This is a genomic window from Microbacterium sp. CCNWLW134 (assembly GCF_037083565.1).
Classification (GTDB): domain Bacteria; phylum Actinomycetota; class Actinomycetes; order Actinomycetales; family Microbacteriaceae; genus Microbacterium.
In genome coordinates this window covers 1407869-1426153 of record NZ_JBAOJU010000001.1, presented here as the reverse complement: position 1 = coordinate 1426153, position 18285 = coordinate 1407869, and the positions used below count along the sequence as shown (strand labels likewise).

Here is an 18285-nt window from a genome sequence, read left to right as displayed (position 1 = left end):
TCGCATCCGAGCCTAGCGGCCCGGAAACCTGCTCCTCAGCGTCGCACGCCGGTGGACATCACCGCTCCGATGTAGGAGTACTTCACGAAGACCTCCTCCGCGATCCCCGCCTCCGCGAGCACGCCCTGGACGGCGCTGAGCATGTAGCTGGAATCCCACCCGAGATAGAGGTGATGATCGGCATCCAGTGCGTCCCACTGGCCGGTCCACGCCCGCTCGGGGTAGACCGGACCGCCCCGGCGGGCACTGTATGCGACAACCGCGTCACGCGCGTCGGCCCACAGCCGCGCGAAGACGCGGTGGAAGAGGTAGCGGACGTCCTTGACCTCCCAGTGCTCACCGCGGTACTCGACGTAGTCCCACTCGCGTTCCCAGCCTCGCGGCCACCCGCGTCGGCGGACGGCGTCGAGCACCGGGGTCAGGCCGTCGTCGTCGATACCACTGAGCGCGTCCCGGGGCCATACGCGCACGAACTGCGCGGTCAATGCGGCAGAGCGGGCCGAGATCTCCTTCGTCCCCCACCGCCCATGAGCGGCCAGTGCCGCCGTCGCGTCCACCGCAGAGCGGGCGTACCCGCTGCGCTTCGCCGCGAACGACGCGTCGAAGACCTGCATCCCCAGTCGCTCTTCGAGGAGCGCCAGATTCCCCAGGGTGCGCGCGAGGGCGCGGTGGCTGTTCTGCTCGTCCTCGGAATACTCGGCCCAGCTGCGCACTCCGTCGCCGCTCCATGCTTCACCCGGTGCGAGCGGCACGATGTGGTCGATGTCCCAGGCGGCGCGCGCATCGACGTCGAACAGCCGGGTCAGGACGTAGTGCGGGTGGGGGAGATCGGAGTACTTCAGCGCGACAGACACACGCTCATCGCTCGGTGTGATGCGGGCCATGGCTCTGCTGAGTGCCTGGGCACCCTCGTGCTCGGCGCGGCACAGACGCGCGACGATCCGGTCGGTGCCGATCCCCACGATCGTGCGCCGAAGCAGAAGCGATTCCACCTGCCGCAGCAGGCTGAGGAGCCCCTCTCGCGAGAGATCACCGCCACGAAAGCGTCGATACGCCCGCATGACGAGCGGGAACGCGATGGGGCCGAAGACACCCACCCCGGCCAGCCTCCGCGAGACGTCCTCGTCGGCTTCGCGCTCGGGTTCCCTCAGGATGCGGTGGATCTCGGCGTACTCCCGCCACTCCGACGCGTGGGAGTCCAGCGCACCGGGTTCGAGACGGGGGAACTCGTGGCGGAAGACGTCGTAGACGCCCCGGCCCGCGGCATCCTCGGTCTCACGACCCGTCCGCATGACGAGGTACTGCTCCCAGAATGCGGCGATGCTCTCGCCGGTCGCCTGCTCGATGGGCAGCCAGTACTCGTCCTCGATCCGCACCTGCTCGGCGTGAGAGAGGCCCATCAGCACGTAGTTGTGGATGAGCTCGTGGTCGCGCAGTGGCTCTCCCGTCGAGTTCAGGCTCTCGAAAATCTGCTGTGCGTTAGCGCCCGCTCCGAGGCTGATCGCGACGTGTTCGAGCTTCTGCAGTCCTCGCCAGATGTGCGGTGCTTCATCGGGTGACACCTGGCTGCGGAAGAAGGCGTAATTGTCGGCGAAGCGCGACTCCCGCACGGCCGGATCGGCGTCGTTGCCGAGGATCACCGAGCGGAAGACATCAGCCCACGCCCGGTGAGGGCGCAGCGTCGTCCGAGGCCCGTCGCCCGGCTCACCTTCACGAAGAAGGACGGCCTGAAGCTCCGTCGAGAGTGCGGGGTCGTTGTCGCCGACGGCGTGATGCAGCGCCGCCACCAGAAGCATGAGAGTCGTGATGCGCTGCTGACCGTCGATGAGCACGAGCTCATCGTCCGAGACCGCGGAGAGGACGGAGCCGATGAAGTGCATGTGACGATCGTCGAGGTCGGCGACGGCTCGGATGTCGGCGAGCAGTTGCTCGCAGTTGCCGATGTCCCATCGGTACTGCCGCTGGTAGACCGGGACGACGATCGTGCGGTCGCCGGAGGCGAGCCACCGCAGCGTGTTGACGGCGGTGGCATCGACGTTCGTGGCGGTGACCATCGGGGCGGTTCTCTCCTCGGGATGACAGGGGCGGACCGCGTCGAGTCTAATGAACCGGTCCCGGCTCCCCGGGCTCCCGCGCCTGCCGGAGGTAGGCTTGCCTTAGTTGGCCTGTTAAAACGTGCTGGCCACCTACGAAAGGGCATAACGCTATGGGTTACATCAAGTCAGCTGCTCTCGAAGAGACCGGCTACGTGGTGCTGGACAGCTACGGCAAGGAGATCGATCGCAAGGAGTGGCTCGACCTCGAGTACGTCGACTGGAAGTCCTCCGGCGACACCCGGTTCGCACCGCTGGCGTCGGCGAAGGGCGAGATCGAGTGCAACGGCTTCTGGAACCACAAGCCGCCGCGCACCGACAAGGACGGGGTCTGGATCGATTCCCAGACGGCGATCGCGCCGACCCTCACCGAGCGCGCCCTCGAGCCGGGCGCGAATGTAGGCCGCTGCCGCATCATCGAGCTGCAGCCGAACTCCTACGCAGACTGCCTGTACAACCTGCACCAGGACGACAACAACCGTCTTAACCCCGACGGCACCGGATGGGTCGTCCGCGGATTCTTCAACCTCACCGATGACAAGGACAGCTTCTTCGTCCTGCGGGAGAACCGCACCGACCCCCAGGGTGAGGTGCGGATCGCGCTGCCGGCCGGCGCTCAGCTGATCATCGACACCCAGCGCCTGTGGCACGCCGCCACCCACCTCGGCAGTGAGCCGCGTTACTGCCTGATCACGTCCTGGGAGTCGGGCCCCGAGCTCGACGCCTACATCGAGAAGTACAACGGCGTTCCCCACGCCGACATCGTCGACGTGCCGCAGGATGTCCTCGAGGCCGGCCAGGTCGAGCAGGCGCGCCGCGACGCCGCCCGCGCGGCCTACTACGCCGCCAAGGGCCAGCAGGAGAAGCTGGCGATGAGCGAAGCCTGAGTCGCCAGACTCCTCTCCGAAGGCCCCGGGGCACACCTGCGCCGGGGCCTTCGGCGTGTCGGAATCACATGCTTGTGATTCCGACGATCCTCGGGTGATAATGGCCGCACAACCGAACACACGCCGGAGCAGACGTTTCGCAGGTCGTAGGGGAAGACGTACCTGAAGAAACGGAGTCATCATGGCGACAACCACTGCGCGTGGAGTGATCTTCATCCACTCCGCGCCACGCGCGTTGTGCCCCCACCTCGAGTGGGCGGTCGGCCGCGCTCTCGGTCGACCCGTCACCTTCGAATGGGCCGACCAGCCGGTGCTGTCGGGAAGTCGGCGCGCGGAATTCTATTGGGAGGGTCCCGCGGGCACGGGCGCCGCGTTGGCCACGGCGATCCGCGGCTGGGAGCACCTCCGATTCGAGGTGTCCGAGGATCCCACTCCGCGTAGCGACGGGGGGCGTTGGATCCACACCCCAGGACTCGGCATCCACTACGCCCAGACGGATGCGGCGGGCAACATCGTCATCGGGGAGGATCGCCTCCGCTACGCGATGGAGATCGCCGCCGGTGATGCGCAGGAGCTGCAGCGTGAATTGAACGTGGCACTGGGCGCCGCGTGGGACGCCGAACTCGAACCCTTCCGTCACGCCGGCGACGAAGCATCCGTCGTGTGGCTGCACAAGGTGGGATGACCCGCCTCATGATCTGACGGACGTATCCCGTGCGCGAGGCGCCACTACCGGTGGATCGGTGATCACTCCCGGGGATCGGGACCGCGAATCGACGCACGGAGACAGGTGAGGCCCCCGACCTCGGTCGGGGGCCTCTGCCGTGCAGGGACGGCGAAGCTCAGACGCTCGCGAAGGCCGCCACGGCGTTGTGTCCGCCGAAACCGAACGAGTTGCTGATGGCGAGCTGATCGCCCTGTCCGAGCGCCACGGGCTCGCCCGAGATGCGGAAGGGCACCTGCGGATCCTGCGTGGTGATGTTGATGGTGGGAGGGGCGACGCGGTGACGAAGAGCCAGAACCGTGAAGATCGCCTCGAGGGCACCGGTGCCGCCGAGAAGATGGCCCGTCGACGCCTTCGTGGCTGACACCGGGATCTCGTCGATCCGGTCGCCGAAGACCGTTTTGAGCGCGGTGTACTCATTCGGATCGCCGACCGGTGTCGAGGTGGCGTGGGCGTTGACATGCGTGACGTCGTCGGGCGAGGCGTCCGCCATCTCCAGTGCCATGCGCACAGCCCGAGCCGCCCCCACTCCCTCGGGGTCGTTCGCCGTGATGTGGTACGAATCCGCCGTGACGCCGCCGCCGACGACGGCGGCGTAGATCTTCGCGCCGCGGGCACGGGCGTGTTCCTCGGTCTCGAGGATGAGGACGCCGGCACCCTCGCCCATGACGAATCCGTCACGGTCCACGCTGCAGGGACGAGACGCGGTCGCGGGGTCGTCGTTGCGGCGCGACAGCGCCTGCATCGAGGCGAAGGAGGCGATCGTGATCGGGTGGATCGCCGACTCGGTACCCCCGGCGATCACGACGTCGGCCAGGCCCGCGCGCAGATGTTCCACGGCGTTGACGATCGACTCGGTACTCGACGCGCACGCACTGGCCACCGTGCGGGCGAAGGCCCGCGCGCCGAAGTGCAGTGAGAGGTTCCCGGCCGCGGCGTTGGGCATGAGCATCGGGACGGTCATCGGCATGACGCGCCGCGGACCCTTCTCACGAAGGGTGTCCCAGGCGTCCAGCAGCGTCCAGACGCCGCCGATGCCCGTGGCGAAATCGATGCCCAGTCGCTCGGGGGCGACGTCGGGTCGTCCGGCATCATCCCACGCCTCCATCGCTGCGACCATGGCGAACTGCGACGCCGGGTCGAGCCGCTTGGCGATGGGACGCTCGAGAACGGTGTCGGGACGCACCTTGGCCTGCGCGGCGAAGGTGACGGGCAGCTGGTACTGCTCGACCCACTCGTGCTCGAGGGTCCGGGTTCCGGAAGCCCCGGCGAGCAGCGCCTCCCAGCTCTCGGGCGCGGTCGCGCCGATGGGGGAGGAGGCGCCGATTCCGGTGACGACGATGCGTGACGTGCTCATGCGTAGGTGATTCCTCGGTGTGTCGTGCCGGTGGGGGCCGAGGGCCCCCACCGGAGGGCGCTACGCCTGGTTCGACGTGATGTAGGTGACGGCGTCGCCGACGGTCTTGAGGTTCTTCACCTCGTCGTCGGGGATCGTCACGCCGAACTTCTCCTCGGCGTTGACGACGATCGTCATCATCGAGATCGAGTCGATGTCGAGGTCGTCGGTGAACGACTTCTCCAGGGCTACCTCGTCGGCCGAGATACCGGTCTCGTCGGTGATGAGCTCAGCGAGCCCGGCGAGGACCTCGTCGTTGGTGAATGCCATGGTTTCTCCTGTTTTCTCGGGGGAAGCCCGGTCGGGCCCCGTTCAGTTTAGGGTCGTGCGTCCCGCGCTCACGGGAGCACGATCACCTGCGCGCCGAAGACGAGTCCGGCGCCGAACCCGATCTGCAGAGCCAGTCCTCCGCTGAGCTCGGGATGCTCTTGCAGCAGACGATGCGTGGCGAGCGGGATCGACGCGGCTGACGTGTTGCCGGTCGTCTCGATGTCGCGGCCGATCACGACCGTGTCGGGAAGCTTCAACTGCTTGGCGAATTCGTCGATGATGCGCATGTTCGCCTGGTGCGGGACGAAGGCGGCGAGATCGGATGCCTCGACACCGGCCGCCTCCAGGGCCTCGCGCGCGACCTTGACCATCTCCCACACCGCCCAGCGGAAGACGGTGGGCCCCTCCTGGCGGAGGGTCGGCCACGGGGCCTTCCCGTCCCGGAAATCCGTGAGCGTGTGATTCATCCCGACCGCATCGGACTTGGAGCCGTCGGACCCCCAGACGGTCGGGCCGATGCCGGGCGTGTCGCTCGGCCCGACGACGACGGCGCCGGCACCGTCGCCGAGCAGGAAAGAGATGCTGCGATCGGTCGGATCGACGACGTCGCTGAGCTTCTCGGTGCCCACCACGACGGCGTAGTGGGCAGCGCCGGCCCGGATCAGCGCATCGGCCTGAGCAACCCCGTAGGCGAAGCCGGCGCATGCGGCATTGACGTCGTAGGCGGCGGCGGGATTGGCGCCGACGCGATCGGCGACGATCGCCGATACCGACGGCGTCTGCTTGGGGTTGCTGATCGTCGCGCAGATCACCAGATCCACCGCACTCGGCTCGACACCGGAACGCGCGATCGCCTCTCGGGTGGCCTCCGTGGCCAGGTCGATGGCGTCGGTGTCGGCTCCGGCACGCATACGGGTGACGATGCCGGTGCGCTGGCGGATCCACTCGTCGCTGGAGTCGATCGGCCCGACCAGATCGTCGTTCGGAACCGCGAGCTCACCGCGCGCGGCGCCGTAGGCGTAGATGCGCGTATGGGCGACGCCCGTGGGTTGACGCAGGGAGACGGTCATGCCGCAGATCCTTCCCAGAGCTCGACGGCGGTCGCGAGGTCGTCGGGAGTCTTCACGGCGACGGTCGGAATACCGCGGAGCGCCCGCTTCGCCAGCCCGGTGAGCGTGCCCGCCGGAGTGAGCTCGATGAGGCCGGTGACACCGGCGGCGGCGAAGCTCGCCATGCACAGGTCCCAGCGCACGGGCGAGGCGACCTGCTCGACGAGGAGATCGATGAACGCGCGTCCGGTCGCCACCGCGGAGCCGTCGCGGTTCGTCCAGATGGTGCGGAGAGGGTCACCGCCCACGGTCTGGGCTGCCGCGTCGCGGAGTGTCGCCACGGCGGGTGCCATGTAGTCGGTGTGGAACGCGCCCGCCACCTGGAGCGGGATGACGCGGGTGCCGGCGACGGGCTCGGCCGCGAGGCGGTCGAGATCCGCGCGGGCCCCGGCGGCGACGATCTGGCCGGCACCGTTGTGATTGGCCGGTGTCAGTCCGAGCGACGCCAGTCGCTCGAGAACGGATGCCTCGTCACCGCCGATCACGGCGCTCATTCCGGTGTCGGCCTGCGCTGCGGCATCCGCCATCGCCCGACCGCGCACGCCGACCAGACGCAGCACCTCGGCGTCGGGGAGGATCGCCGCGGCGGCCGCAGCGGTGAACTCTCCGACCGAATGCCCTGCCACTCCCGCCACCTGGCGAGGCCTGCCCAGCTCGCCCCAGGCGAGGAGGCCGGCTGCGACGATGAGCGGCTGGGCCACCTTGGTGTCGCGGATGCGATCGGCGTCCCACTCCGTCCCCGCCGCGACGAGATCGACGCCGGCTGCGTCGGAGTAGACCTCGAGGGTTTCTCGAGCCCCCGGGATCTCCAGCCACGGGGCGAGAAATCCCGGCGTCTGCGAACCCTGTCCAGGGAAGACGGCGATGATCACGGTTCCATCCTTTCAATGATCCTGCGGCACCTTCTGGAGGGCGTGACAAAGAAATCGCCGGAGGCTTTGTGCGTTTCGCACACAGAAGGCATCCTCACCCGACGCGCCGCGGTCCAGGAGAACGTCGGCGCGTGGCATCCGTCCCGATCGATCCGAGAATCAGCGCCGTCTGCAGAATGAGAGCTTCGCGCGGACCTGTGGCGTCCCAGCCGATGACCTCCGATACCCGTTTGAGTCGGTAGCGCACGGTGTTCGGATGCACGAAGAGCTCCCGAGCGGTCGCCTCGAGCGAGCGGCCGTTGTCGAGGTAGCTCCACAGCGTCGTCACGAGATCGGAGCTGTGGCTCTGCAACGGGCGGTAGATCCGCTCCACCAGCGTCTGCTTGGCCAGCGGATCGCCGGCGAGAGCCCGCTCGGGAAGCAGGTCATCGGCCTCGACGGGGCGGGGCGCGTGACGCCAGGCCCGGGCGACCGCGAAGCCGGCGAGGGCGGCACGCGCACTCTGGCTGGCGTCGACGAGAGCAGGCACGGCGGGTCCGAGCACGAGGTAGCCCGTCCCGAAGCCGGGTTCGAGGCGACGGGCGATCTCGTCGAACGGCAGGTCGGTCGGGGTCTCCTCCCCGCGCGGTGCGTCGGCACGACCGACGACCAGGACCAGGCGCGAGCCCTGGACGCCGATCAGCACATCGACGCCGAGCTTGCGCGCCGTCCGCCGCAACTGGTCGACATCGAACTGCGGGGGAGTGGTGCCCACGAGCACGGCCACCTCGCCGTGCCCGTGCCAGCCGAGGGCCGCGATACGGCTCGGCAGCTCCTCGTCGGCCTCGCCGGTGAGGATCGAGTCCACCACCAGCGCCTCCAGGCGCGCGTCCCACAGCCCGCGCGCCTCCGCTGCGCGGGCATATACGTCGGCGGCGGCGAAGGCGACCTCGCGCGAGTACAGCAGGATCGCTTCGCGGAGGTTCTCGTCCTTGCCCGCCACCCGCTCCTCGGTCACCTCGACGGTGACACGGATGAGCTGCAACGTCTGCGTCAGCGACACGCTCCGCAAGAGCTCACGAGGCGCGGCGGCGAAGATGTCCGCGGCGATCCAGGGGGTCGACCCGGGGTCGTCGTACCACTGGATGAAGGAACTGATACCCGCTTGCGCGACCAGACCCACCGCCGACCGACGGGCGGGCGGCATCTCGGCATACCAGGGCAGCGAATCCTCGAGACGCTGGATCGTGGCCGTGGCGAGGTCGCCTGAGATGCGTCGGAGCCAGGCGAGTGTTTCGGCCTTGTCCATCGTCGGAGGCGTCCCGGATCAGCTCTCGCCGCCCGCGTTCCCGCTCGTTCCCGCGCTGACGTCGTGCAGACGGTACTTCTCGATCGCCTGCGCCGAAAGCGAACGATCCACCGTCCCCTCGGCGGCCAGCGCCTGCAGGGTCTTCACGACGATCGACGGCCCGTCGATCTTGAACCACCGGCGTGCGGCCGGGCGCGTGTCGGAGAAGCCGAACCCGTCGGCGCCGAGGGTGTGGAAGTTGTGCTGCACCCACGGACGGATCTGATCCTGCACGGCATGCTCGAAATCGCTGACCGCGATGACCGGGCCGGGCGTCCCCGCCAGCTTGTCGGTGACATAGGCGGTGCGCTGCTCGCCGTCGGGGTGCAGGAAGTTGTGCTCGTCGGCGGCGAGACCGTCGCGGCGCAACTCGCCCCACGAGGTCACCGACCACACGTCGGCTTCGACGCCCCAGTCGTCGCGCAACAGCTGCTGGGCCTCGAGGGCCCACGGCACGCCGACGCCCGAGGCGAGGATCTGCGCGCGTGCGCCCTCGCCGGTGGCGGGTGCGATGCGGTGGATGCCGCGGACGATGCCCTCGACGTCGACCCCTTCGGGCTCGGCCGGCTGGATCATCGGCTCGTTGTACACGGTGAGGTAGTACATGACGTTGGGGTCGGGATGGTTCCCGCCGTACATCCGCTCGATTCCCGCCCGCACGATGTGGGCGATCTCGTAGCCGTAGGCCGGGTCGTAGCTGACCACCGCCGGGTTGGTGGAGGCCAGGAGCGGCGAGTGCCCGTCGGCGTGCTGGAGGCCCTCGCCTGTCAGCGTCGTCCGACCCGCGGTCGCGCCGATCAGGAAACCCCGCGTCATCTGGTCGCCGGCCGCCCACAGGGCGTCGCCGGTGCGCTGGAATCCGAACATCGAGTAGAAGACGTAGACCGGGATCAGCGGCTCGCCGTGCGTGGAGTAGGACGTGCCGGTGCCGGTGAAGGCAGCGAGCGCGCCCGCCTCGTTGATGCCGACGTGGATGATCTGCCCCTGAGGGCTCTCCTTGTAGGCCAGAAGCAGTTCGCGATCGACCGAGGTGTAGTGCTGGCCGTGCGGGTTGTAGATCTTCGCCGTCGGGAAGTACGCGTCCATACCGAACGTGCGGGCCTCGTCGGGGATGATCGGGACGATGCGGTGACCGAAGTCCTTGACCCGCAACAGGTCTTTCAGCAGACGCACGAAGGCCATCGTCGTCGCGACTTCCTGCGTGCCCGATCCCTTCTTGGGCAGGGCGTACGCCTGATCACCGGGCAGTTCCAACCCGACGTGATGCGTGCGCCGCTCCGGCAGATAACCCGCGAGCGCTCGGCGCCGCTCCTGCAGGTACTGGATGGTCTCGTCCTGCGGGCCGGGGTTGTAGTACGGCGGCAGGTAGGGGTTCTCCTCGAGCTGCGCGTCGCTTACAGGGATGTGCATCGCGTCACGGAAGAGCTTGAGGTCGTCCAGCGTCATCTTCTTCATCTGGTGCGTGGCGTTGCGACCCTCGAAGTGGGGTCCGAGGCCGTACCCCTTGATGGTCTTCGCGAGGATGACGGTGGGCTGACCCTTGTGCTCGGCGGCGGCCTTGAACGCGGCGTAGACCTTGCGATAGTCGTGCCCGCCCCGCTTGAGGTTCCAGATCTGCTCGTCGCTGTAGTCCTTGACCAGCGCGGCCGCGCGCTCGTCGCGGCCGAAGAAGTGCTCGCGGACGTAGGCGCCGTTCTCGGCCTTGTAGGTCTGATAATCACCGTCGGGGGTGACGTTCATCAGGTTCAGCAGGGCGCCCTCGCTGTCGCGGGCGAGCAGGTCGTCCCACTCCCGGCCCCAGATCACCTTGATGACGTTCCAGCCGGCGCCGCGGAAGAAGCTCTCCAGCTCCTGGATGATCTTCCCGTTGCCGCGCACCGGCCCGTCGAGGCGCTGCAGGTTGCAGTTGACGATGAATGTGAGGTTGTCCAGGCCCTCGTTCGCGGCGACCTGAAGCTGCCCGCGGCTCTCCACTTCATCCATCTCGCCGTCGCCGAGGAACGCCCACACGTGGCTGTCGGAGACGTCCTTGATGCCGCGGTTGGTCAGGTACTTGTTCGTCATCGCCTGATAGATGGCGTTGATCGGACCGAGACCCATCGACACCGTCGGGAACTGCCAGAACTCCGGCATGAGGCGGGGGTGCGGGTAGGACGGGATGCCGTTGGGTGCCGCCGACTTCTCCTGGCGGAATCCGTCGAGCTGTGCTTCGGTGAGGCGACCTTCGAGGAAGGCGCGCGCATAGGTGCCCGGTGAGGCGTGGCCCTGGATGAAGATCTGGTCGCCGCCGGAGGGGTGGTCCTGCCCCCGGAAGAAGTGGTTGAAGCCGACCTCGTAGAGCGCTGCCGACGAGGCGTAGGTCGAGATGTGGCCGCCGACGGCGATTCCGGGTCGCTGAGCGCGGTGCACCGTGATGGCGGCGTTCCAGCGGATCCACGCGCGGTAGCGCCGCTCGATCTCCTCGTCGCCGGGGAAGTCGGGCTCGTTCTCGGCCGCGATGGTGTTGATGTAGTCGGTGGTGGGAACCATCGGAACCCCGAGGTGGAGTTCCTTCGACGCCTTCAGCAGGCTGAGCATGATTTCGCGCCCGCGCTGCGGGCCCTTGGCCTGCACCAGCTGCTGAAGCGACTCCTGCCACTCCGACGTCTCTTCCGGATCGCTGTCCTGCGGGCCCTGAGAGTACGGATCCTGGTCGTGAACAGTCACACGAGACCTTTCTTCAGCTGGCAGATCATGCCAGGTATTCACCACGGACGTGCGGCTCGCTTTGTTCGCTCCGCACAACACACCATCGACAAGCCTATCGAGTCCTCGGTGGGCCCTGCCGGGATCGAACCGACGACATCCACGGTGTAAACGTGGCGCTCTACCAGCTGAGCTAAAGGCCCCTCCCGCTCAGTCTAGAAGGGCGGCGGAGTCGATCACAGCGCGCGGAGCCGCTCGAGCAGAGGACCGGCCGCCTCGGCGAGGAAGCGCTCCTGGTGGTCGCCGCCGATCTGCACGAGGGCGACATCGGTGAATCCCGCGTCGATGTAGGGCCGCACGCTCTCGGCGATCCTGTCGAGGTCGGGGCCGCAGGCGATGCCCTCGGCGACGTCCTCGGGTCGGACGAATTGGGTGGCCGCGGCGAAGCTCGCCGGGGTGGGCAGTTCGGAGTTGACCGGCCAGCCCAACCCGAACCACCGGAACTGCTCGTGGGCGCGGGCGATGGCGGCATCCTCGTCAGGATCCCAGGAGATCGGGATCTGGCCGATCTTCCGCGACCCGCTCTCGTGGGCCTCATCCCACCCGGACACGAGTTCCGCCTCGGGTTCGACGGCGATCATGTGATCCACGAGGGGCGCGAACCGCGCGATGGACTTCGGCCCCGACACCGCCGTGGCGAGTGGCACACCGCCGTCGGGGGCATCCCAGACGCGAGCGGAGTCGACCCGGAAGTACTGTCCGTCGTAGGTGACGAGATCGCCGCTGTGCAGGGCCCGGATGATCTCGATCGCCTCGACCAGCATGTCCTGGCGCACGTCCACGCCGGGCCATCCCTCGCCGACGACGTGCTCGTTGAGGCTCTCGCCCGACCCGAGTCCCAGCGTGAAGCGGCCGTCGGCGAGTAGCTGCAGTGTGGCCGCCTTCTGCGCGACGACGGCCGGGTGATAGCGCACGGTCGGGCACGTGACGTATGTCATCAGCTCCACCCGCTCCGTCACGGCGGCCACCGCCCCCAGCACGGTCCACGCGTAGGGCGCGTGTCCCTGCGTGGTCAGCCAGGGGGAGTAGTGATCGCTGGAGACTTCGAAGTCGAAGCCGACGTCCTCGGCCAGGCGGGCGTAGCGCACGAGCTCTTTCGGGCCGCTCTGCTCGGTCATCAGGGTGTAGCCGAAGTTCGTCATCGGTGCTCCTCAGGTCTGGTGGCGCCCAGGCTACGGACCCCGGCACCTCCGCCCGAGGCCTTGCGCTGGCGACCCGGATGGGGCAGGGCCCGGCCGACGGTGCGGCTGATGCGGCGGGTAGGTTGGACACGTGAACGCCACTCCTGCCGATCAGCGCCGTCTCCTCGAGGTCTCCGACCTCGATACCCGCATCCGCCAGGCAGATCACGCGCGGCGGAACCCGCCGCAGGCGTCGCGGGTCAAGGAGCTGCTCGCCCGCCGCACCGAACTGACGCAGGAGCTCACCCGCCGCGCCGGTGCGCGCGACGATCTGCGCGCGGAGCTGGCACGGATCGAGTCCGACGTCGCCGTCGTGGATGCACGCCGCGCACGCGATGAAGAGCGCCTGGCGGCGAGTTCGAACTCCCGCGAGGCACAGGGGTTCGAAAGCGAACTCGCCTCCCTCGCCCGCCGCAAGCGGGACCTGGAGGACGCCGAGCTCGAGGTGATGGAGAAGCTCGACGCCGCGGAGGCCGCCGTCGTCGAGCAGGAGGAGCTCATCCGCGCGACGAACGAGGAAGGGGCGCAGCTGAGCGCCGAGGCCAAGCGCGCGGTTGCCGAGGCTGAAGCCTCCCTGACCGCCGCCCGGCGCGACCGTGACGCCGTCGCAGGATCGATCGCCGCCGACCTGCTGGCGCTCTACGAACGCCTCGCCGCCCGCGGCGTCGGTGCCGGTCTGCTGCGCCGGCAGACCTGCGAGGGCTGCCACATGGTGCTGTCGGGTACCGACGTGCAGCGGATCAGGCAGACCCCGGATGACGCGGTGGTGACCTGTCCGGAATGCGGTGGCATCCTCGTCCGCACCGAAGAGTCGGGCGTCTGAGACCCGGAGCCACCCGACGGGTGGAGCCCCACGGATGAGCGCGCCATCGGCCGACGTCGCGTGGGTCGCCCTGGGCATGAGCGCCGACGGGTGGGAGGCGGTCATCCTGACCGCGGCCGGCTCCGAGGGTGAGCGTCGCATGCTCGCGACGGGCGACGTGGCGACGTGGGTGCGACGGGTGGAGGCCTCCCACGCACCACGGTGGATCTGGTCGGACACCGACGGCATCTATCGACGCCTGCTCGCCGCCGGCGTCCGCGTGGCTCGCTGTCATGATCTGCGCCTCGCCCACGCGATCCTCCGATCGCCCTCCGACGCGCCCCCCGAGCTCGCCGCCCGCGCCGATCCGGGATGGGACGCCCCGCGGACGGCAGCCGAGAGCGAAGACGGCGACACGCTCTTCTCCCTGGAGCCCGGCGCCGGTGCGACGCGGCTGCCGCAGGCGATCGATGCCGTCCTGCGCGAGTTCATGCGGCAGCGGGAGGCGATCGCCGCGAGCGCGTCGCCGGCCTCCCTCCGGCTTCTGCTCGCCGCCGAATCGGCCGGGGCCCTCGCTGCCGCGGAGATGACAGCGGCAGGTCTTCCCTGGGACACCGCGACGCACGATCGCGTGCTCTCGGACATTCTCGGTCCGCGCCCCCGCGGCGATGAGCTGCCGGAGCGGATGCGCCTGCTCGCTGAGGAGGTCCGCGCGGCTCTGGGCGACCCCGCCGTATCGCTCGACTCGCCGCCCAAGCTCCTCCGCGCGCTGCATCGGGTGGGAATACACGTCGAAACGACGAGCCGCTGGGAGCTCGAGCGTCACACTCACCCCGCGATCGGCCCGCTGGTGCACTACAAGCGGATGTCGCGACTGCTCACCGCGAACGGCTGGTCCTGGCTGGACGAATGGGTGCACGACGGGCGATTCCGGCCGATGTACGTTCCCGGTGGCGTCGTCACGGGCAGGTGGGCGTCCTCGGGAGGCGGTGCCCTGCAGATCCCCCGGGTGCTGCGCGATGCCGTGCGCGCAGACCCCGGCTGGTGCCTCGTCGTCGCCGATGTCGCCCAGCTCGAGCCGCGGGTGCTCGCTGCCATGGCCGGTGACCTCTCCCTGGCGGCCGCGGCCCGGGGACGAGACCTCTACGAGGGTGTGGTGGCGACGGGCGCCGTGGCGACGAGGTCGGACGCCAAGATGGCGCTCCTCGGCGCGATGTACGGCGCGACGACGGGGGAGAGCGGGCGCCTGGTGCCGAGACTGCGGCGGTCGTTCCCCCGTGCGATGGCCCTGGTTGACGAAGCGGCCCGGGTGGGGGAGGACGGCGGGGTCGTCCGGACGTGGTGGGGAAGAACCTCCCCGCCACCGAGCCCGGGATGGCGCACGGCGCAGGATCGCGCCAGCGAATCCGACGCGACGATCGCCGAGCAGGAACGGGCCAGACGCAGCGCCCGCGACCGCGGACGGTTCACCCGCAACTTCGTCGTGCAGGGGACTGCCGCCGAGTGGGCCCTGGCCTGGATCGCCGACCTGCGGGGGCGGCTCCACACCCTCGGCGGCGACATCGTCGACCCGCCGGCGGTCGCGTCGGGTCCGGTGTTCGACCGACACCCGCACCTTGCGTTCTTCCTACACGACGAGATCATCGTCCACGCCCCTCTCTCACAGGCCGAGGCGGTGGCCGACGCCGTGCGCGCAGCATCCGTCTCGGCCACCCGTCTGCTCTTCGGGGACTTCCCTCTCGATTTCCCCCTGGATCTGCGGATCACCCAGTCTGCGGCGAAGACGTGAACCCCGGGTGGCCGCCGGCCCCGCGCTACACTCGAAAAGCGAATGGGTCGGCTGGACGGTCGCGTCGCGGGCTCGCCCGCGCCGAGGAACGTCCGGGCTCCATAGGGCAGGGCGGTGGGTAACACCCACCCGGAGCGATCCGCGAGACAGTGCCACAGAGAACAGACCGCCGGGGGAGACCCCGGTAAGGGTGAAACGGCGGTGTAAGAGACCACCGGGGTCGTGGTGACACGACCCGCACGGTAAACCTCGCCCGGAGCAAGGCCAGACAGAGGATGCTGACGCGGCTCGCCGAGTCCTCGGGTAGGCCGCTGGAGCGGCACGGCAACGTGTCGCCGAGAGAGATGACCGTCCACGGGGCTCACGCCCCCGGACAGAACCCGGCGTACAGGCCGGCCCATTCGCCCTCTTCCACTTCCCCGGGGGCGCGGGTCAGTCGGTCATACCGCGGCGGATCCCGTGCTGGACCGACCAGAGACGTCGTACCGAACGCGCAGAACAGGATGTTGTAGAGCATGCGCGCACGGGGGGCGCCCCTCGGAATGGCGCCCCCGGATGGGGGCTAGCGTCGACGTGCGCTCATCGGCCGATCAGTCAGCGGAAGTCACGTCGGCCAGCTGCGGCTCGACGCCCAGCGACAGGGCGGCCGCGCCGATGATCCCCGCATTGTTGCGGTGGGTCGCCGGCACGATCGGCGTCTTGAGTGACAGCAGGTGGAGGAACTTGTCGGCATGCTTGCTAACGCCGCCCCCGACGATGAAGAGATCGGGGCTGAAGAGGAACTGCACGTAGTCGTAGTACCACTGGAGTCGCTCGGCCCACTGCTCCCACGAGAGTTCTTCGCGCTCCATGGCGGAGTACGCGGCGAACGCCTCGGCGTCCTTTCCGTGCTTGGCACGCTGGAGATGACCCAGTTCGGTGTTGGGGATGAGAACACCGCGGTACATCACCGCAGAGCCGATGCCCGTGCCGAGAGTGGTGAGGATCACCAGCCCGTTCTGGTCGCGTGCGGCGCCGTAGCGCATCTCGGCGACCCCTGCGACGTCGGCATCGTTGGCGAAGTAGATGTCGCGCCCGAGTCCCTCCTCGAAGAACTTCTCCGCCTCGAACCCGATCCACTTGTCGGACACGTTCGCGGCCGAGAGCGTCGTGCCGTTCTTCACGATGGCGGGGAAGGCGACGCCGAGCGGGATGGCGTCCTCGCTGATCTCGAGACGCGACAGGACCTCTTTGACGGCCTCGAGGACGTCGGGCGGCTCCGCGCCCTTCGGAGTGGACACCTTCACCCGATCGGTGAGGAGGGTCCCGTCCTTCAGATCGACCACCGCACCCTTGATGCCGGTGCCGCCGATGTCGATGCCGACGGCACGCGTCGCGTCAGAAGCCATGGCGCAAGCCTATCGACGCCACCGTCGATCGATAGGATCGACCCAGCGGATGATCCGTGGGCGAGCCGAGGAGTCGATGTGGCGAACGACAGCGAGAAGTACTGGTACAACCTGACCACCGGCGAGGTCGAAAAGGGCTTCGAATCGCCCGCCATCGACCGTGCTGGGCCGTTCGACACGGCTGAGGAGGCCGCGAAGGCTCCCGAGGTGCTGCGCGAGCGCTCCCGCGCCTGGGCCGAGGACGAAGCACGCGAGGACGGCTGGGAGAGCCGTCCGGCCGGCACGGACGGCGCGAACTAGTCTGACCTCGGCGCGGTCGGCTCAGGCCCCGCGTCCGCAACACCCCGGCGGAAAGGAACCCATGGACAAGCAGCGGGACTTCGTACTGCGCACGATCGAGGAACGCGGCGTGAAGTTCGTCCGCCTGTGGTTCACCGACGTCATCGGGACGCTGAAGTCGGTGGCGATCGCCCCGGCCGAAGTCGAGGGGGCGTTCTCAGAGGGGCTGGGCTTCGACGGGTCGGCGATCGAGGGTCTCACGCGGTCGTACGAGTCCGACCTGCTGGCCCATCCCGACCCCAGCACCTTCCAGATCCTGCCCTGGCGCGGTGAGATCGACCCCACCGCGCGCATGTTCTGCGACATCACCACGCCCGACGGCCAGCCCGCCGTCGCCGATCCGCGTCACGTGCTCAAGCGTGCGCTGGCGAAAGCCGCTGATGCGGGGTTCACCTTCTACACCCACCCCGAGATCGAGTTCTACCTGCTGAAGTCCTCGTCGTTCGGCACCGAGGGTCCCGAACCGGTCGACTCGGCCGGTTACTTCGACAACGTGCCCGGCGGGACGGCGCATGACTTCCGTCGCCGCTCGGTGCGGATGCTGGAAGACCTGGGGATCTCGGTCGAGTTCAGCCACCACGAGGGCGGTCCCGGCCAGAACGAGATCGACCTCCGATACGCCGATGCCCTCGCCACCGCCGACAACATCATGACGTTCCGCACGGTGATCAAGGAAGTGGCGATCGAGCAGGGCGTGTACGCGACGTTCATGCCCAAGCCCCTCGGCGGTAAGCCCGGAAGCGGGATGCACACGCACATGTCGTTGTTCGAGGGCGACGTCAATGCTTTCTACGAAGAAGGAGCGCAGTACCAGCTCTCCAAGATCGGGAGGCAGTTCATCGCCGGACTCCTCCGTCACGCCAACGAGATCTCCGCGGTGACGAACCAGTTCGTCAACTCCTACAAGCGACTGTGGGGTGGCGACGAGGCACCGAGTTTCATCACCTGGGGCCACAACAATCGCTCGGCCCTCGTGCGGGTGCCGCTGTACAAGCCGAACAAGGGTCAGTCCTCACGCGTCGAGTACCGTGCGCTCGACTCGGCGGCCAACCCCTATCTCGCGTACGCGCTCATGCTGGCCGCAGGCCTCAAGGGCATCGAGGAGGGCTACGAGCTGCCTCCCGAAGCCGAGGACAACGTCTGGTCGCTCACCGACGCCGAACGCCGCGCGCTCGGGTACGCCCCGCTTCCGGCGAGCCTGGACCACGCGCTGGAGTACATGGAGGAGTCGGAGCTTGTCGCCGAGACGCTCGGGGAGCAGGTCTTCACGTATGTCCTCCTCAACAAGCGGCGCGAGTGGCAGGAGTACCGCTCGCAGGTGACCCCCTTCGAGCTGAAGAGCAACCTCGAGATGCTCTGACCG

15 protein-coding genes, 1 tRNA gene and 1 other RNA gene are annotated in these 18285 nt (G+C 68.6%); 7 read left to right on the top strand and 10 right to left on the bottom strand.

Translation table 11 applies throughout. From position 1 onward, the window contains the following. Positions 1-35 precede the first annotated feature (35 nt). Complete coding sequence (locus V6S02_RS06750; protein WP_336400296.1) at positions 36-2054, bottom strand: DUF262 domain-containing protein; 2019 nt, start codon at positions 2052-2054, stop codon at positions 36-38. 152 nt (positions 2055-2206) lie between these two features. On the opposite strand from V6S02_RS06750, the gene V6S02_RS06745 reads away from it, so the two are divergent. Together V6S02_RS06745 and V6S02_RS06740 are read left to right on the top strand one after the other, a co-directional pair. After that, entirely contained in the window at positions 2207-2980 is a 774-nt protein-coding gene (locus V6S02_RS06745) for a hypothetical protein (RefSeq protein ID WP_336400295.1), read from the top strand. A gap of 181 nt (positions 2981-3161) precedes the next feature. Further along, entirely contained in the window at positions 3162-3665 is a 504-nt protein-coding gene (locus V6S02_RS06740) for a DUF3145 domain-containing protein (RefSeq protein ID WP_336400294.1), read from the top strand. Between the two features lie 157 nt (positions 3666-3822). Here the strand turns inward: V6S02_RS06740 and V6S02_RS06735 are convergent, their stop codons facing one another. From V6S02_RS06735 to V6S02_RS06700, 8 genes are all read right to left on the bottom strand, one after another. Beyond that, a complete protein-coding gene (locus tag V6S02_RS06735; protein WP_336400293.1) occupies positions 3823-5061 on the bottom strand; it encodes a beta-ketoacyl-[acyl-carrier-protein] synthase family protein in 1239 nt (412 codons plus the stop codon). A 60-nt stretch (positions 5062-5121) separates the two neighbouring features. Further along, positions 5122-5370 carry an acyl carrier protein gene (locus V6S02_RS06730; RefSeq protein WP_124293295.1) on the bottom strand — a complete coding sequence of 83 codons (249 nt, stop codon included), beginning with the start codon at positions 5368-5370 and terminating at the stop codon, positions 5122-5124. A gap of 68 nt (positions 5371-5438) precedes the next feature. Then, positions 5439-6440: a beta-ketoacyl-ACP synthase III gene (locus V6S02_RS06725; RefSeq protein WP_124293294.1), complete on the bottom strand. Its 1002-nt coding sequence runs from the start codon at positions 6438-6440 to the stop codon at positions 5439-5441. Continuing rightward, positions 6437-7351 carry an ACP S-malonyltransferase gene (locus tag V6S02_RS06720; protein WP_336400292.1) on the bottom strand — a complete coding sequence of 305 codons (915 nt, stop codon included), beginning with the start codon at positions 7349-7351 and terminating at the stop codon, positions 6437-6439. The genes V6S02_RS06725 and V6S02_RS06720 overlap by 4 nt, the downstream gene beginning before the upstream one ends. 94 nt (positions 7352-7445) lie before the next feature. Further along, positions 7446-8639: a PucR family transcriptional regulator gene (locus V6S02_RS06715; protein WP_124293292.1), complete on the bottom strand. Its 1194-nt coding sequence runs from the start codon at positions 8637-8639 to the stop codon at positions 7446-7448. A gap of 18 nt (positions 8640-8657) precedes the next feature. Further along, positions 8658-11384 carry a pyruvate dehydrogenase (acetyl-transferring), homodimeric type gene (gene aceE, locus V6S02_RS06710; RefSeq protein ID WP_124293291.1) on the bottom strand — a complete coding sequence of 909 codons (2727 nt, stop codon included), beginning with the start codon at positions 11382-11384 and terminating at the stop codon, positions 8658-8660. A 109-nt stretch (positions 11385-11493) separates the two neighbouring features. Continuing rightward, positions 11494-11566, bottom strand: a tRNA-Val gene (locus tag V6S02_RS06705). A 33-nt stretch (positions 11567-11599) separates the two neighbouring features. Further along, positions 11600-12565 carry an LLM class F420-dependent oxidoreductase gene (locus V6S02_RS06700; RefSeq protein WP_336400291.1) on the bottom strand — a complete coding sequence of 322 codons (966 nt, stop codon included), beginning with the start codon at positions 12563-12565 and terminating at the stop codon, positions 11600-11602. A 130-nt stretch (positions 12566-12695) separates the two neighbouring features. Here V6S02_RS06700 and V6S02_RS06695 point away from each other — a divergent pair, with 130 nt between their 5' ends. From V6S02_RS06695 to rnpB, 3 genes are all read left to right on the top strand, one after another. Then, positions 12696-13427, top strand: coding sequence for a zinc ribbon domain-containing protein (locus V6S02_RS06695; RefSeq protein ID WP_336400290.1), 732 nt, complete (start codon positions 12696-12698; stop codon positions 13425-13427). A 34-nt stretch (positions 13428-13461) separates the two neighbouring features. Next, on the top strand, positions 13462-15195 hold the full coding sequence (locus V6S02_RS06690; RefSeq protein WP_336400289.1) for a bifunctional 3'-5' exonuclease/DNA polymerase: 1734 nt from the start codon (positions 13462-13464) through the stop codon (positions 15193-15195). Between the two features lie 43 nt (positions 15196-15238). Then, positions 15239-15599, top strand: an RNA gene (gene rnpB, locus V6S02_RS06685) — RNase P RNA component class A. Between the two features lie 186 nt (positions 15600-15785). On the opposite strand, the gene ppgK is transcribed toward rnpB, so the two are convergent. Beyond that, positions 15786-16583, bottom strand: a complete 798-nt coding sequence (ppgK, locus tag V6S02_RS06680) for a polyphosphate--glucose phosphotransferase (RefSeq protein ID WP_336400288.1) — start codon at positions 16581-16583, stop codon at positions 15786-15788. Between the two features lie 78 nt (positions 16584-16661). Here ppgK and V6S02_RS06675 point away from each other — a divergent pair, with 78 nt between their 5' ends. Further along, positions 16662-16883, top strand: coding sequence for an SPOR domain-containing protein (locus V6S02_RS06675; protein ID WP_124293284.1), 222 nt, complete (start codon positions 16662-16664; stop codon positions 16881-16883). 61 nt (positions 16884-16944) lie between these two features. Continuing rightward, entirely contained in the window at positions 16945-18282 is a 1338-nt protein-coding gene (gene glnA / locus V6S02_RS06670) for a type I glutamate--ammonia ligase (protein ID WP_124293283.1), read from the top strand. Positions 18283-18285: the final 3 nt, after the last annotated feature.

Excerpts from the sequence above, each read along its gene's own strand:
- V6S02_RS06750 (WP_336400296.1), bottom strand. The coding sequence starts at position 2,054 with ATGGTCACCGCCACGAACGTCGATGCCACCGCCGTCAACACGCTGCGG.
- V6S02_RS06745 (WP_336400295.1), top strand. The coding sequence starts at position 2,207 with ATGGGTTACATCAAGTCAGCTGCTCTCGAAGAGACCGGCTACGTGGTG.
- V6S02_RS06740 (WP_336400294.1), top strand. The coding sequence starts at position 3,162 with ATGGCGACAACCACTGCGCGTGGAGTGATCTTCATCCACTCCGCGCCA.
- V6S02_RS06735 (WP_336400293.1), bottom strand. The coding sequence starts at position 5,061 with ATGAGCACGTCACGCATCGTCGTCACCGGAATCGGCGCCTCCTCCCCC.
- V6S02_RS06730 (WP_124293295.1), bottom strand. The coding sequence starts at position 5,370 with ATGGCATTCACCAACGACGAGGTCCTCGCCGGGCTCGCTGAGCTCATC.
- V6S02_RS06725 (WP_124293294.1), bottom strand. The coding sequence starts at position 6,440 with ATGACCGTCTCCCTGCGTCAACCCACGGGCGTCGCCCATACGCGCATC.
- V6S02_RS06715 (WP_124293292.1), bottom strand. The coding sequence starts at position 8,639 with ATGGACAAGGCCGAAACACTCGCCTGGCTCCGACGCATCTCAGGCGAC.
- V6S02_RS06700 (WP_336400291.1), bottom strand. The coding sequence starts at position 12,565 with ATGACGAACTTCGGCTACACCCTGATGACCGAGCAGAGCGGCCCGAAA.
- V6S02_RS06690 (WP_336400289.1), top strand. The coding sequence starts at position 13,462 with ATGAGCGCGCCATCGGCCGACGTCGCGTGGGTCGCCCTGGGCATGAGC.
- ppgK (WP_336400288.1), bottom strand. The coding sequence starts at position 16,583 with ATGGCTTCTGACGCGACGCGTGCCGTCGGCATCGACATCGGCGGCACC.
- glnA (WP_124293283.1), top strand. The coding sequence starts at position 16,945 with ATGGACAAGCAGCGGGACTTCGTACTGCGCACGATCGAGGAACGCGGC.